Source organism: Natronobeatus ordinarius (assembly GCF_024362485.1).
Classification (GTDB): Archaea; Halobacteriota; Halobacteria; order Halobacteriales; family Natrialbaceae; genus Natronobeatus; species Natronobeatus ordinarius.
Genome location: NZ_CP101456.1, coordinates 2,151,804 through 2,165,752 on the forward strand (window position 1 = coordinate 2,151,804; position 13,949 = coordinate 2,165,752).

At 65.3% G+C, this 13,949-nt stretch carries 13 protein-coding genes and 1 tRNA gene; 7 read left to right on the plus strand and 7 right to left on the minus strand.

Features of this window, described 5'->3' with window-relative positions:
* Positions 1-8: 8 nt before the first annotated feature.
* Together acs and NMQ09_RS11075 are read right to left on the minus strand one after the other, a co-directional pair.
* Positions 9-1,979: an acetate--CoA ligase gene (acs, locus tag NMQ09_RS11070; RefSeq protein ID WP_255190641.1), complete on the minus strand. Its 1,971-nt coding sequence runs from the start codon at positions 1,977-1,979 to the stop codon at positions 9-11.
* Positions 1,980-2,236: 257 nt separating this feature from the next.
* Positions 2,237-2,485 (minus strand): MTH865 family protein, encoded by a 249-nt coding sequence (locus NMQ09_RS11075; protein WP_255190642.1) that lies wholly within the window; start codon positions 2,483-2,485, stop codon positions 2,237-2,239.
* Positions 2,486-2,679: 194 nt separating this feature from the next.
* Here NMQ09_RS11075 and NMQ09_RS11080 point away from each other — a divergent pair, with 194 nt between their 5' ends.
* The 6 genes from NMQ09_RS11080 (at position 2,680) to NMQ09_RS11105 (ending at position 8,939) form a co-directional block, all read left to right on the plus strand.
* Positions 2,680-3,078 (plus strand): CopG family transcriptional regulator, encoded by a 399-nt coding sequence (locus NMQ09_RS11080; RefSeq protein ID WP_255190643.1) that lies wholly within the window; start codon positions 2,680-2,682, stop codon positions 3,076-3,078.
* A 168-nt stretch (positions 3,079-3,246) separates the two neighbouring features.
* Positions 3,247-4,281, plus strand: a complete 1,035-nt coding sequence (locus tag NMQ09_RS11085; protein WP_255190644.1) for a proline racemase family protein — start codon at positions 3,247-3,249, stop codon at positions 4,279-4,281.
* Between the two features lie 65 nt (positions 4,282-4,346).
* A complete protein-coding gene (locus tag NMQ09_RS11090; protein ID WP_255190645.1) occupies positions 4,347-5,327 on the plus strand; it encodes a class I SAM-dependent methyltransferase in 981 nt (326 codons plus the stop codon).
* A gap of 342 nt (positions 5,328-5,669) precedes the next feature.
* Complete coding sequence (locus tag NMQ09_RS11095; protein ID WP_255190646.1) at positions 5,670-7,067, plus strand: outer membrane protein assembly factor BamB family protein; 1,398 nt, start codon at positions 5,670-5,672, stop codon at positions 7,065-7,067.
* Positions 7,068-7,297: 230 nt separating this feature from the next.
* A tRNA-Thr gene (locus NMQ09_RS11100) sits at positions 7,298-7,370 on the plus strand.
* Between the two features lie 543 nt (positions 7,371-7,913).
* Positions 7,914-8,939 carry a Bug family tripartite tricarboxylate transporter substrate binding protein gene (locus NMQ09_RS11105; RefSeq protein ID WP_255190647.1) on the plus strand — a complete coding sequence of 342 codons (1,026 nt, stop codon included), beginning with the start codon at positions 7,914-7,916 and terminating at the stop codon, positions 8,937-8,939.
* Between the two features lie 18 nt (positions 8,940-8,957).
* Here NMQ09_RS11105 and NMQ09_RS11110 read toward each other — a convergent pair whose 3' ends face one another.
* The 3 genes from NMQ09_RS11110 to NMQ09_RS11120 all read right to left on the minus strand — a co-directional run bounded on the left by NMQ09_RS11110 (position 8,958) and on the right by NMQ09_RS11120 (position 10,608).
* The gene (locus NMQ09_RS11110) at positions 8,958-10,070 is read right to left on the minus strand and encodes a nitric oxide synthase oxygenase (RefSeq protein ID WP_255190648.1); all 1,113 of its coding nucleotides are present in this window, start codon (positions 10,068-10,070) and stop codon (positions 8,958-8,960) included.
* Positions 10,071-10,162: 92 nt separating this feature from the next.
* Positions 10,163-10,429, minus strand: a complete 267-nt coding sequence (locus tag NMQ09_RS11115; protein WP_255190649.1) for a hypothetical protein — start codon at positions 10,427-10,429, stop codon at positions 10,163-10,165.
* On the minus strand, positions 10,429-10,608 hold the full coding sequence (locus NMQ09_RS11120; protein WP_255190650.1) for a hypothetical protein: 180 nt from the start codon (positions 10,606-10,608) through the stop codon (positions 10,429-10,431). Before NMQ09_RS11120 ends, NMQ09_RS11115 begins: the two co-directional genes overlap by 1 nt.
* 180 nt (positions 10,609-10,788) lie before the next feature.
* On the opposite strand from NMQ09_RS11120, the gene NMQ09_RS11125 reads away from it, so the two are divergent.
* On the plus strand, positions 10,789-12,444 hold the full coding sequence (locus NMQ09_RS11125; protein ID WP_255190651.1) for a GTPBP1 family GTP-binding protein: 1,656 nt from the start codon (positions 10,789-10,791) through the stop codon (positions 12,442-12,444).
* A 135-nt stretch (positions 12,445-12,579) separates the two neighbouring features.
* Here the strand turns inward: NMQ09_RS11125 and NMQ09_RS11130 are convergent, their stop codons facing one another.
* Entirely contained in the window at positions 12,580-12,831 is a 252-nt protein-coding gene (locus NMQ09_RS11130; RefSeq protein WP_255190652.1) for a hypothetical protein, read from the minus strand.
* Between the two features lie 161 nt (positions 12,832-12,992).
* Positions 12,993-13,928 (minus strand): methenyltetrahydromethanopterin cyclohydrolase, encoded by a 936-nt coding sequence (gene mch, locus NMQ09_RS11135; RefSeq protein ID WP_255190653.1) that lies wholly within the window; start codon positions 13,926-13,928, stop codon positions 12,993-12,995.
* Between the last annotated feature and the right edge of the window lie 21 nt (positions 13,929-13,949).

Sequence of the window (13,949 nt, forward strand, 5' to 3'; positions counted from 1 at the left end):
CGGTCCGGTCACTCTTCCCGGGTCGCCGTCTGAATCTCTCCGACCACCTCGGGATTTCGCAACGCGCTCGTATCTCCCAGTTCCTCGTCGCTGGCGATGTCCTCGAGCAGCCGGCGCATGATCTTCCCCGAACGAGTCTTCGGTAACTCGGACGTGAAGACGACCTCCTCCGGTCTGGCGATCGGGCCAATCGCCGCCTCGACGGTCGAGACGATCCGTTCGGACATCGTCGCATCGGATTCGGCGTCGTTCTCGGTGCTGACGTAGGCGTAGACGTGCGTTCCGGTCATCCCGGTACCACCGACGACGGCGGCTTCGGCGACGCCCTGGACGTCGAGAATCGCCGACTCGATCTCCATGGTGCTCAGTCGGTGACCGGAGACGTTGATCACGTCGTCGACCCGGCCGAGGATCGTGACGTAGCCGCCCTCGTCGACCCGGGCCGCGTCACCGCTGAAGTAGACCCACTCGTCGGCGTCGGGATCGGAGAACTGCTGCCAGTACTCTTCGACGTACCGATCGTCGCCGTCGTACAGCGTCCGGGCCATCCCCGGCCAGGGACGGTGCAACGTGAGGTAGCCGCTGGCTCCCGGTTCGACTTCTTCTCCTGCGTCGTCGACGATCCGGGCGTCGAGTCCGGGCAACGGTGGACCCGCTGCACCGGGTTTCATCTCACAGACGCCCGGTAACGTGGTGATGACGTGCCCGCCGGTCTCGGTCTGCCACCAGGTGTCGACGATCGGGCAGGCTTCGTTACCGACGTGCTCGTAGTACCACTGCCACGGACGCGGACTGATCGGCTCGCCGACGCTCCCCAGCAGCCGGAGCGAAGAGAGGTCGTGGGCTTCGGGGTACTCCTCGCCCCACTTCATGAACGCCTGGATCGCCGTGGGGGCGGTGTAGAAGACGTCGACGGCGTTCCGATCGACGATCTCCCAGAGCCGATCACGATCCGGATAGTCGGTCGCCCCCTCGTACATCAGCGTCGTCGTCCCGAGCGCGAGCGGCCCGTAGACGATGTAGGAGTGGCCGGTGATCCAGCCGATGTCCGCCGAACACCAGTAGGTGTCCTCGGGTTCGACGTCCAGCACGGCGTGTGTCGTCCACGCTGTGTAGGCGAGGTAGCCACCGGTCGTGTGGACGACGCCCTTCGGTTGCCCCGTCGTCCCCGACGTGTACATCAAGAACAGCATGTCCTCGGCGTCCCGCGAGACGGGCTCGACCCTCGCCCCTTCGTGCGCTCTGACTAACTCGTCGTAGTCGTACTGGTTCTCACCGAGGACGTGCGGGAGGGCCTCGCCGAGCCGATCGACGACCACTGTCGTGACGTCCTGCTCGACGGTGAGCACCGCGTTGTCGGCCTTGCGCTTCTGGTTGAACGCGTCCCCACGGCGGTAGTAGCCGTCGCAGGTGACCAGGTACTCGCTGTTGGCGGCGTCCATCCGTGCCGCGAGCGCGTCCGCCGAAAGCCCGGCGAAGACGACCGAGTGTGGCGCGCCGATTCGCGCACACGCGAGCATCGCGATGGGGAGCTCGGGAATCATCGGCAGCGAGATCGTCACGACGTCGTCCTCCTCGACGCCGAGCTCGCGGAGCGTCGCCGCGAACTCGTTGACGGCGACGAACAGCTCCCGGTAGGTGTACGTCTGTGACTCGCCGCGTTTGCCCTCCCACCAGATGGCGGCGTGATTCTTCCGGCCGGCCTCGAGGTGCCTGTCGAGGCAGTTGTACGACGCGTTCAGCCGCCCACCGGCGAACCACCGGTAAAAGGGTGCGTCGTCGTCTTCGAGCACCGCCTCGTACGCTCGGTCCCACTCGAGAAGGGCGGCCGCACGCTCCCAGCACTCGGGCCACTCCTCCTCGAACTCTTCGTACACCTCCCCGTCGGCGACGTTCGCCTGTTCGACGAACGTCGATGGTGGGCGCTGCGGCGAACCGGGTGCGACCGCGCCCCGGTTCGGCCCGTTCCGATCGACCATACTCTCGTATGGGGGCAAGGTACTGAGACGAATAAACGTTCCTCACGCGGGGTCGTCGAGACGGGTGGCGACGAGGATCGCCCGGAGTTCGTCGGCAATAAATTCGTCAATCGTCGAGCCATCCGCCGGTCGAATTATCGCGTCGCTCGCGAAGCGTCACCATCCGCAGGCGAGTCCGTGGCCGTACGCCATGAAACTCGGATCGACCAGTCGGTGGCTCGTACACAGGTCCGAACGAGAACGGAGCGGACTCGACGCTAGATGTGGTCCTGTTCTTTCAGTTCCTCGATGACCTCGTCGACGAACTCGTCGACGCTCTCGTACGGGAAGTCCCCGGAGAGCTTGGTGTTCAGCTCCATCGCCGTCATCGAGAAGTCGCCCGACTCGAACGTCGTTCCCGGCCCGTTCGGCAAGGCGGGAACGAGGTCCATCGGACTCGAGATTGGGTAGTCTGCGCCTTCGAACGCCTCGGTGAACTGCTCGCGGAGTTCCGCTTCATCTGCCATAGCGACTACCCCTTCAGGCGGGTAAATAATAAATTTTGAGGTAGTTGATGCCGGTCGTCAACCGACGACCACCGTCGTCGACGTCCGCTCCGGCGCCCACGAGTCACCCCGGCAGTCGTCCGCGCCCGTTGAACGATCACTCCCGTGACCAGTATCCGTAACAGTCATTGTTCAGGAGCGACGTGTTCGAGGACATGGCAAAGGATACCGTCAGGTACCCGGACGACGTCGTCGACGCGATCGACGCGCTCGTCGAAGACGGTATGTTCGAGAGCAAGTCGGAGTTCTACCGCTTCTCCGCCGAGTACGTCCTCACGCTCATCAACACGGACCACGAACCGGAGACGTTCAACTTCGACGAGATCAAAGCCGAGCTGAACATCGACGAGAACGCGTACGGAGAACTGGGTGCCGACGGCGGGACCTTCTTCCTCGACGCCGTCATCACCGTCCGCAAACACGGGCTCCGTGGCAACTACGAGGCCGCAGAACGGTTCATCGACACGCACTACGAACCGAGCGACCAGGAGTGTCTCATCCTCGAGGAACTGCTCGGAACCTACCGCCACGCCACCGACGGCAGTTCGGCGTGACGTGGCCGACGGCAGTGCGGGAATATTCGATGGCTGAGGGACACGGATCCCGGATGACGGCACGCGCGAGGAACGTACTTCACCGTGGCGGGAAAACGGCACAACCGATGAGCCGAACGTATACGGGTCCAGACTCCCACGCATTCAGACCGAACGTGGAGGGAAGACATGGACAGTGATCCCATCGACCTCGAGTGGGAGCCGCCCGAAGCGTGGCCCCGAATTCGAACGATCGACGCCCACACCGGCGGCGAGCCGTTCCGGATCGTGACCGACGGTTTCCCGCCGATCGAGGGGGAGACGATCCTCGAGAAGCGACGCTACGCCCGCGAGTACCTGGATCACCTGCGGACGGGGCTGCTGTGGGAACCCCGCGGCCACGCGGACATGTACGGCGCGTTGCTCGTCGAGCCGAGCCACCCCGACGCCGACGTCGGCGTGTTGTTCACCCACAACGAGGGCTACAGCACGATGTGTGGCCACGGCATCATCGCCCTCGGTACCGTGCTTCCCGAAGCCGGGGTCGTCGATCCGGACGCCGAATCGCTGACGATCGAGACCCCTGCGGGGCTGGTGACCGCCCGGCCGGAGTGGGAAGCGGGCCGCGTCGCCCGCGTCGCGTTCGAGAACGTCCCGTCGTTCGTCTACGCGCGCGAGCAGACGGTCTCGGTCCCCGACGTCGGCGAGGTGACCGTCGACGTCGCCTTCGGCGGCGCGTTCTACGCCTTCTGTAACGCCGAGTCGGTCGATCTCTCCCTCGACGCGTCGGGCTACCGGCGAGCGATCGACCTCGGCCGACAGATCAAACGCGCCGTCGCCGACGCGCTCGAGATCACCCACCCCGCCGAGGACGACCTGAGCTTCCTCTACGGGACGATCTTCACCGGCCCGCCCGAGGGCGACGCCGACAGCCGGAACGTCTGCGTGTTCGCCGACGGCGAGGTCGACCGCTGTCCCACGGGAACGGGCGTGAGCGCTCGCCTCGCGCGCCGGCGGATGAACGGCTCGCTCGAGCCCGGCGAGCCGTTCGTCGTCGAGAGCATCGTCGGCTCGACGTTCACGGGACGGGTCGTCGACGACGCGACGTTCGAGGGCCACGACGCCGTGATTCCCGAGGTGATCGGCAGCGCCCACGTCGTCGGACGGAACGAGTTGCTGCTCGATCCGGACGATCCGTTCGCCGAGGGCTTTTTCCTCCGGTGACAGCCGCCGGGCACCGGGGCCCGGAAAAACGTCAGCGTTACGGCCACCCCGCGAGGAGTGCCCGTATGGACGTCCCGTGCGTTCGCGTGCCGCGCGAGGAAGGCGAGACGACGCGTCGCGAACTCGCCGACGCGGACCTGATCGCCGACGAGTTCGAGATCACCGTCGCCGAGGGCTGGCTCTACATCCCCGTCACCGACCCCGGCGCGGTTCCAGGCCACCTCGAAGTCGTCTCCTACGAGGTCCCCGAACGCGAGACCCTGACGACGCCCGCCGACGTGCTCGGCGAGGAGCTCTCCTACGAGCGGCTGGGCGACGTCGTTCTCCTCGACGAGGACGCCGACGAGCGCGCACTCGAACTCGCCGAGGCCATCCTCGAGTCGGACCTTCCCGTCGAGGCCGTCCTCAACAAGGCATCGAAGATCAAAGGCGAAACGCGCGTGCGAGACTGGGAGGTGCTCGCGGGCGACGGCACCGAGACCGTCCACCGCGAGTACGGCTGTGAGTTTCTCCTCGACCTCGCCGAAGTCTACTTCTCGCCGCGGCTCGCGACCGAACGTCACCGCGTGGCCGAGCAAGTCGAGGCCGACGAGCGGGCGTTCGACATGTTCGCCGGCGTCGGGCCGTTCGTGATCCCGTTCGCGAACCGCGGCGCCGAGTGCGTCGGCGTCGACGTCAACGAGCGTGCGATCGCGTACCTCGAGGAAAATGCCCGCCGCAACGGCGTCACCGACCGGATCACCGCCATCTGCGACGACGTCCGCGCCGTTGCCCCCGACTACGAAGGCTGGGCCGACCGCATCGTGATGAACCTCCCCCACAGCGCCGATGCCTTCCTCGAGTCGGCCGTCACGGTCGCCGGCGACGACTGCGTACTCCACTACTACGACATCCAGCACGAGGACGACCCCTACGGCCCCGGGGAGCGCGCGATCCGCGAGGCTGCCGGATCGGCGTACGAGGTATCCGTCGAAACCCGCCGAACCGTCCGCTCGTACGCCCCCCACGAACTGAACGTCTGTCTCGACGTCCGACTCGAGCGGTGACTCGACGGGGTGATTCTCCCGTGTTCGTTCTGTGATTCGAGAGGGCGGTTGCTGTCGTTGCTCGCGCAGCCCCGGTTTCGAACGCGCTGTTAGAAATTCGACACGCAGCCGTAACGACGACCGTGAACACGTACGGTCCGGGGCCACCGCTCGAGACAGCAATGTCGGTCGAGAGACATCGAAACGGCCACTGCGAATCGGTTTCCTGGACGGAACCACAGGGCGCGTTCGCAACCGGCCTGGTGTGGCCACGTGGGTTACCATATGGTAACTTCGCAGTTACTATTTAGTAATCTGGGGAAAAGTAGGTAATTTTATAATTACGGGTTGGAATCGGAACGCATGCAAGAGAACGCTTCAGGAACGCCACGTCGACTTGGTTCGACGGTCGACAGACGACGATTTCTCGGAACGACGGCGGCGATCGGCGCTGCGTCGGTTATCGGACTGTCGGGTATCGGGACCGCACGAGCAAGCGGAAACGAACTGTGGTCGTTCGAAACCGGTGATCTCGTCACCTCCTCACCAACGGTCGTCGACGGAACAGTGTACCTCAGCAGCAGCGACCACCACGTATACGCGATCGACGCAACCAGTGGCAAAGAAGTCTGGTCGTTCGAAACCGGCGACACCGCCTGGTCGTCACCGAACGTCGTCGACGAAACGGTGTACGTTGGCAGTGGGGACAACAACGTATACGCGCTGGAAGCAGCCACTGGAGAGGAAGTCTGGTCGTTCGAAACCGGTAACAGTGTGGGGTCGTCGCCGACGGTGCTCGACGGAGTGGTCTACGTCACCAGCCAGGATGGAAACGTGTACGCCCTGGATGCGGCAGCCGGCGGGGAGCGGTGGTCGTTCGAAACCGAGAGTTGGTTTTCCAATGCACTGGTAGCCGTAGACGAGACGGTGTTCGTCGCCTCTAACGATCATACGCTGTACGCCTTAGATGCAACCACCGGCGACGAACGCTGGTCGTTCGAACTCGAGGAGGGAATACCCAGTTCACCAACAGTAGTCGGCGAAACGGTCTTTTTTGGCTTCTACGACCACGTGTATGCAGTTGACGTAACTTCGGGTGAAGAGCAATGGTCGTTCCAGATCGATGGCCCCATAGATTCGTCGCCGACGGTGGCAGACGGGACGGTCTACGTCGGGAGCACAGACGCCAACGTGTACGCACTGGACGCCAGTGACGGAGGCGAGATCTGGTCGTTCGAAACCGGCCGCTGGATTTATTCGTCGCCAACAGTGGCAGACGAGACGGTCTTCATCGGCAGCCACGACCGCCACGTGTACGCCCTGGATGCAACAGACGGCGACGAGGTCTGGTCGTTCGAAACCGGCGGCCAGGTCGATTCGTCGCCGACGGTAGTCGACGGGGTACTCTACGTCGGGAGTCGCGACGGCAACGTGTACGCACTGGACGCGGGCGTCTCGGGCTCGAGCGAGTGCTCCCGTGTGACGCAGGGCGCGCTCGGCCACCACGACGACTGGGCCGCTGTTGCTGCAGCTGCAGCCGCCAGCACGAGTGCCGACGGGGCAGCCGATGCCGACTCGAGCGACGGTGGATCAGACGATGGCGGATCGACTGACAGCGGTTCTGATGGCGACAGCTCGAGTGACGATGGTGGGTCGGAGGACGGGCTTCCCGGTTTCGGGATCGGTGGCGCACTCGCCGGACTCGGCGGCGGTGCCTACCTGGTGAATCGACGGCTCACAGACGACTCCGAGCACCGGTAACGCTTCGATAGGGGTGGTCTCGTACCGGGCGCAACGACTGGGTTGGGCGGACACACTCCTCACCGGGAAACAGCCAGCACTGGGGGAGTCGTGATTCGACGGGGAGATTCTCAGCCTTCGGGTCCCATTCGAGAACTGCGCTTTACCGTGGCACGCTCGACACGATTCGCAATCCTTATGGACGGGTTCGAACCTACGTAGAAGTGTACGCCGACGACGGCGCAACGCGCGCCGGTGTAGCTCAGCTGGCAGAGCGAATCCTTCGTAAGGATTAGGTCGAGGGTTCAAATCCCTCCACCGGCTTATTTTGCTGCGAGCAACTTCGTGAGCAGCAGAGACACCACCAGGATTTGAATCAGCGAGCAGCCCTGCTGCGACCCTGATTCACACCTCCGCCGGCTTCTTGCGGTGTGACTCGAGAACAGCAGCGGTGCCGTGAGGCGCTTGCACGACTGGTGGAGGGGTGGAAGGAACCGATGGTCAGGGTTACCAACGGTTCGGAACGCAAGGTGTTCGTCGGGCGAAAAACATACCGTTTATCGCGTCGCCTGCTTGGGCGATCCACCCCGATTCGGTAGCACGCAGTCGATGCCGTCGACTGGCCGCCGATTCGGTTGCGCAGTCGACAGCTGGAACACGCCCTTCTCGAGCTATTTCCTCGCCGCTAACAGCACGTTTCCGTACGAACGACGGGCCGTCGACGACGCTCTCCGAGTATCCAGCGTGTGTGAATGTGTTACGGCCAGTACTAATCACGTATTGCTCTACGCCGTCGCCGGAAATTCTTCCGCAAACGGCTGTAACGGTCGACGCCTACTTTACCAGTCATTTTCAACACTGCTGGCTATGCACCGACGTGCATTCATCAAGACGGCGGGGGTCGCGACAGGAATCGGACTGCTGGGAGTTCCAGGTGCCGCCCAGGAAGACTTCCCGACGGAGTCGCTCACCTGGATGGTCCCGTGGGCAGAAGGTGGTGGGACCGACCAGTACGCCCGGCAGCTCGCCCCACTCATGGAGGAGCCACTCGGCCAGTCGGTCGCCATCGATAATCGCGAAGGCGCCGGCAGCATGGTCGGTTCCGAGTGGCTCTCCGTCCAGGAGCCCGACGGCTACACGTTCGGCACGATCAACTCCGTCGGCGCACACTTCACCTGGCGGGCACAGGAGGTCGACACCTTCCACATCGAGGAGGATTTCGACCCGGTCGCCTACTCGGGGATCTTCGGCTACACGCTCATCGTCAACGACGACGCAGCCGACGCCGCCGGCGTCGACGACTTCGGGTCACTTCGCGACGCGTACGCCGACGGTGAGATCTCCGGGTTCGGCTACCAGGGCGCCGGCAGCGACAGTCACCTCACGACGCTGTTGCTCAGAGATGAGTACGACCTCGAGTACGACACCGCCGTGCCCTACGATGGCGGTGGCCCAACCATGGAAGCGGTGATCGGCGGTGAGGTCGCCGCGGGCTTCGCGACGAACACCTCGGCCGTCGCCGCCGAGGACTCCGGCGAGGCGACCGCGATCGTCAACCTGACCGACATGGACCTCTCCGACGCCTTCCCCGACATCGATCCGATCACCGATTACGGGGACAGTCTGTCCTGGATCACGGAGTTCACGCTGACCCAACTTGCGCCGGCTGGGACGCCCGAGGACGTCCGACAGACGCTCTCCGAGGCGATCGAGGTGGCGGTCGAGGACGAGGACACCCAGCAGTGGAGCGAGGACACGGGCAATCTCGTCGAGTACGGCGACATGGAAGAAGCCGAAGAGCTCTGGGTCGGGATCGTCGACGAGCAGGAAGCGGAAGTCGAGGACGCCATCGGTGGCTTCGACGAATTCAGGCGGCTCGCCGAAGAAGAGTAAACACACCAACCGATAATCTCAGCCGTCCTCGTGCGGCGCGTCCTGATAGAAGTAGTTCGGCGTCCTGATCTCGTTGTCGTACTTCTTGTGGAAGACGTGCGTCGTCGCCGGCGACACCGGCGGGATGAGCCACGTCCAGTCGCCCGTCACTTCGCGGTCGGCCTCGGCTTCCCGCTTCTCGAACTCCTCGAACTGCCGCGCCGCCGTGTGGTGGTCCACGATCGTGACACCCTCGCGGTCGTAGGAGTGGACGACCGCCTTGTTCAGCTCCACGAGCGCCTCGTCTTTCCACAGCGAGCGGTCCCTCGAGGTGTCGAGCCCCATCCGGTCGCCGACCTCTGGGAGGACGTCGTAGCGATACTCGTCGGCGAAGTTCCGTGCGCCGATCTCCGTGGCGACGTACCAGCCGTTGAAGGGCGCGGCCGTGTACTGGAGGCCGCCGATCTCGAGGCGCATGTTCGAGACGACGGGGACGCCGTACCACTTGAGCTCGAGCTCGTCGAACCACTCGTAGTCGGGGTGACGGATCGGCACCTCCGCGACGAGTTCGTCGGGGATCTCGAACAGCTTCGGTTCCCGGTCACGGAGCTGGATAACAAGCGGGAGGACGTCGTAGTCGGTCCCCTCGCCCGCCCAGCCGCGGGACTGGCAGTACTCGGTGAACGCGAGCGAGTCCGGATCGCCGACGATCCCGTCGTCGGTCTCGTAGCCCGCGTAGCGGACGAGCTGGTAGTTCCAGAGCCGGACCTGCTGTTCGCCACGGACCATCGGTTTGAAGATCGTGATCGTCGGCCGGATCGCCCCGTCGTTCGTGGCGTACTCGAGGTGCCGGTACAGCCCGTCGGCGACGGCCTCGGCGTCGTCGGCGTCCCGTTCGTCGAGCACGTGGAGTCGCTGCCAGAACAGCCGGCCGATACAGCGGTTGCTGTTGCGCCAGGCCATCCGCGCGCCGTGGGCGAGTTCGTCGAACGTGTGCTCGTAGTGGCCCGTTTCGGCGATCGAAGCCTCGATTGCCGCCAGTCGGTCCTCGATCTCCGCTTCCCGGTCGAGTTCGGCGTAACACTGCCGGACGAACGCCGCCGCCTCCTCGTAGAGAGCGTCGGGATCGTACGCCGGCACGGGCGCGTGCATGTCTGGAACGGAGGGCTGAGTCGATTTATGGACACCGGTCGTTCCCGGCCTCGAGGAACGACTCTGTCGCCGGTCGAAAACGCTGGGAACGATCAGCCCGTTCCAGTCTCGTCGGATCCGGAGCTCACCACCCGCCCGGCGATCCGGTCGTCGACGATCCGGCCGACGATCTCGACCGCGACTGGTCCGTCGGGTGGCGTCTCCTCGAGCCGATCGAGCCCCTCGACGACGGCGACGTCCATCGGGCTGGCGTTGTACGGGTGGTCGGCGACCAGCGTCCCGTCGCGTTCTTCGAGCTCGAGCGTGAACGTCTCCCCGACGGCGAGCGATTCGGCCAGGAGGTCGCGGATCGACGTCATCAGAATCGGTGGGTGTCGGTCTCCTCTGCGCCTCGGTCCGGCCGTGCCTGTGCGGCACAGTCGGCGCACAGCCCGAGGCGTCGCTCGTAGTGCACCTCACAGGCGAGGGTGCCGCAGTTCTCACAGCGGTCCTGGGCGGGGCGCGACTCACAGATCTGGCACAGCCCGGTGACGCTCATGCGTGGTACTACGGGCTCGAGTTGCTTGAAACCGGCCCCGGTCACCCGTGCCGGGGACGAGGACGGAACCGTAACTCGAGGAACGAATCGCTCGATATCCGGATCGTGACGTCTCTCTCCCGTGGCAAACGGTGTCAGTCGACGAGAAGCCTTTTGCTGTGTGGGCCTCTAGCGGGGCACATGAGCCGTGACCGGGTCTTACTCGAGCGGGCCCTGGAACGTGGCGAACAGGACGGTGGCAGCGTGGAGTTCAAAGAGCGACTCTCCCGAGAGGTCCACCTGGTGGACGGACGGCGGGAGAGTCTGGCCGCCCAGCTCCGACACCGCGTCCTCTCCGGCGACGGGGAGGCGACGTACGTCGTCGGAGTGACTGACGACGGCGGTCTCGCCGGGATCGATCCGGACACCTTCTCGGAGTCGATGGACGTCCTCTCCTTGCTCGCTGAGGAGGCCGACGCCCACATCGACGACGTCCAGACGTGGGGTGTACACGGGGGTTCGGAGTCGCTCGACTCCGAAGCAGGCCAGGCGACGGGATCGTCTGGGCGTGGGTTGGTCGGCCTCGCGAATATCCGCGACGGGGCCGTCCTCGAGACGGATGACGAGCACGTTGTCATCGGGACGGCGGGCCACGTCGATCACGGAAAGAGCACGCTCGTGGGCTCGCTCGTCACGGGCAACGCCGACGACGGCGACGGCGGGACGCGGGCGTTCCTCGACGTCCAGCCCCACGAGGTCGAACGCGGGCTCTCAGCGGACCTCTCCTACGCCGTCTACGGCTTCGACGACGACGGGCCGGTCCGGGTCCGAAATCCCGACCGGAAGGCCGACCGGGCGAAGGTCGTCGAGGAAGCCGACCGGCTCGTCTCGTTCGTCGATACCGTCGGCCACGAGCCCTGGCTGCGGACCACCATCCGCGGACTCGTCGGGCAGAAACTCGACTACGGGCTGCTCGTCGTGGCGGCCGACGACGGCCCCACGCGCACCACGCGCGAACACCTCGGCGTCCTGCTCGCCACCGAACTCCCGACGATCGTCGCGATCACGAAGATCGACGCCGTAAGCGACGAACGCGTCGAGACGGTCGAACGCGAGGTCGAACGCCTCCTGCGGGACGTCGGTAAGTCACCCCTGCGGGTCGAACGCCACGGCGTCGACGCCGCCCTCGAGGAGATCGGTGAGACCGTCGTCCCCATCGTCGAGACCAGCGCCGTTACGACGGACGGCCTGGACGTCCTCGACGAGCTGTTCGACCGCCTTCCGAAGACCTCGAGCGACGAGGGAGAGTTCCGGATGTACATCGACCGCAGCTACGCCGTGACGGGCGTCGGCGCGGTCGCCTCCGGCACCGTGATGTCCGGCGAGGTCGAGGCGGGCGACGAACTCTTACTCGGGCCGATGCCCGACGGTCGCTTCCAGGCGGTCGAGGTTCGCTCGATCGAGATGCACTACCACCGCGTCGACCGGGCTCGAGCGGGTCGCATCGTCGGCATCGCCCTCAAGGGCGTCAAGGAGTCTGCCTTAGAGCGTGGAATGGTGTTGTTGCCCGCCGACGCCGACCCCGAACCCGTCCGGGAGTTCGAGGCCGAGGTGATGGTGCTCAACCACCCGACGCGGATCGGGGACGGCTACGAACCCGTGGTCCACCTCGAGACGATCGGCGAGGCGGCGGCCTTCTACCCCGAGCAGGGGCGGCTCCTGCCCGGTGACACGGGCAAAACGAGGGTTCGATTCAAGTTCCGCCCGTACCTCGTCGAGGAAGGACAGAAGTTCGTCTTCCGCGAGGGGCGCAGCAAGGGCGTCGGGACGGTCACAGACGTCTCTCCTGGGCGGTGAGGACCGGTCGAGTCATCATGGCGGGTGTAACTGGTTACCGGTGATCGCCCCACCGAGACGGCGATCACCGGTAAGAGACGACAACCATCGTTCCCAGCCGCGAACGGACTCCGTTCGCGCGTCTTTCGTTACGGCTCACGCCGGAACCGTAGCGCCTGCGATAGATCCACTTTCAGTGACCCGCAACTTGACGGATTCCGTCGCGTCCACGGTCTCCTGGCGGGCCGACTCACCGTCGACGCGGAGGTCGTACGAACAGTCTTCGTCGTCGTACTCCCGCTCGATCCGCAGCTCGTCACCGGGCTCGAGTTGGCTCGCTTCGTCCCGACAATCGGCCTCGAGGACGATGGTTCCCGAGAATTCTTCCTCGACTGTGACTGCGATCATCGCGTCCACGTCAGACGCGTCTATCGTCTCGCGACCGCCGTCCAGGCAGCCCGAAAGAGCCACGGCGAGGGGGAGGGCTGTCAAGAAGCTCCTGTGTTTCACGCGTCGTCGTCAGGAACGGCGAATGATAAGCTCTCCGACCAGTTTCGGGTCGTCGGACCTCACCGGAGATCGAACGACTCCACGAGCAACGCCTCGTCCGTCTCGCCGTAGACGTACGTCCCCCCGCCGAGGACGTCGATCGTGACTTTCGCCGGAGCGAAGAGCTCCGCGGGCACCTCGTCGAAGGCCCACTCGAGGTCGTCGAACACCTCGACGAACGGCCGGCCGTATTCGTCGCCCGCGCTCGAGGCTACCTCGTCGAACCGGTCGAACTCCTCGCGGACGACGAGGTGGGCCGTCCCACCGTAGGCGACGGCGTCGTTCGTCCGGCCGATGGCCTCCCCCTCGTCGTCGGCGACGGGGGCGACCGGGGCCCGTCCCATCGCGGAGACGATCTCGAGCGGGTCGTAGCCGAGTTCGGCCAGCCGGAAGGTGGCGAGTTCGGCCGCCCGGGCGGCGTTGCTCACGCTTCCGACGAGACTCGCCGTGGGAAAGGCGAGCAGGAAGACGCCGTTCGGGTCGACCTCGGCGAGGTCGGCGACCTGTTCGGCGGCGGCCGCCGTGGGAAGCGCGTCGCTCTCGACGGCCAGTGCCGTCAGGTCGAACGCGTCGGCTACACCGACGCGGTGGAACTCCGCTTCTTCGGCGACGAGCGCCCGGGCCGGGCCGCTGCCGAGTCCCTCGAAGTCCTCGGTCGTGAGTTCCCAGCTCGCCTTCTGTGAACACAACAGCGAGAGCGCCGGCTGATCGGTCGAGAGTTCGACGTGTGGGAGCGGAACGCCACCGACTTCCGTGAGGTCGCGTCCGGGCGTCGCCAGCCCCGCCGTCTGGATCTCGGTCAACAGCAGGCCGGCCTCGATCCCGCCGTCGAACTCGACGCCGAAGTCGAGGACGGTCGCCTCGTTCTCGAGTTCGTACGCGCCGACGGAAAGTTCCTCGGCGAACTCGAGGGCCTCGTCGACGAGTTCGATCGCCATCCGGTTGAGACTGTCCATACTCGAACCTCGTCCTCCCCA

What these genes read in the sequence shown, in the direction of transcription:
- acs (WP_255190641.1), bottom strand. Translation starts at nt 1,979, where the DNA reads ATGGTCGATCGGAACGGGCCGAACCGGGGCGCGGTCGCACCCGGTTCG.
- NMQ09_RS11075 (WP_255190642.1), bottom strand. Translation starts at nt 2,485, where the DNA reads ATGGCAGATGAAGCGGAACTCCGCGAGCAGTTCACCGAGGCGTTCGAA.
- NMQ09_RS11080 (WP_255190643.1), top strand. Translation starts at nt 2,680, where the DNA reads ATGGCAAAGGATACCGTCAGGTACCCGGACGACGTCGTCGACGCGATC.
- NMQ09_RS11085 (WP_255190644.1), top strand. Translation starts at nt 3,247, where the DNA reads ATGGACAGTGATCCCATCGACCTCGAGTGGGAGCCGCCCGAAGCGTGG.
- NMQ09_RS11090 (WP_255190645.1), top strand. Translation starts at nt 4,347, where the DNA reads ATGGACGTCCCGTGCGTTCGCGTGCCGCGCGAGGAAGGCGAGACGACG.
- NMQ09_RS11095 (WP_255190646.1), top strand. Translation starts at nt 5,670, where the DNA reads ATGCAAGAGAACGCTTCAGGAACGCCACGTCGACTTGGTTCGACGGTC.
- NMQ09_RS11105 (WP_255190647.1), top strand. Translation starts at nt 7,914, where the DNA reads ATGCACCGACGTGCATTCATCAAGACGGCGGGGGTCGCGACAGGAATC.
- NMQ09_RS11110 (WP_255190648.1), bottom strand. Translation starts at nt 10,070, where the DNA reads ATGCACGCGCCCGTGCCGGCGTACGATCCCGACGCTCTCTACGAGGAG.
- NMQ09_RS11115 (WP_255190649.1), bottom strand. Translation starts at nt 10,429, where the DNA reads ATGACGTCGATCCGCGACCTCCTGGCCGAATCGCTCGCCGTCGGGGAG.
- NMQ09_RS11120 (WP_255190650.1), bottom strand. Translation starts at nt 10,608, where the DNA reads ATGAGCGTCACCGGGCTGTGCCAGATCTGTGAGTCGCGCCCCGCCCAG.
- NMQ09_RS11125 (WP_255190651.1), top strand. Translation starts at nt 10,789, where the DNA reads ATGAGCCGTGACCGGGTCTTACTCGAGCGGGCCCTGGAACGTGGCGAA.
- NMQ09_RS11130 (WP_255190652.1), bottom strand. Translation starts at nt 12,831, where the DNA reads ATGATCGCAGTCACAGTCGAGGAAGAATTCTCGGGAACCATCGTCCTC.
- mch (WP_255190653.1), bottom strand. Translation starts at nt 13,928, where the DNA reads ATGGACAGTCTCAACCGGATGGCGATCGAACTCGTCGACGAGGCCCTC.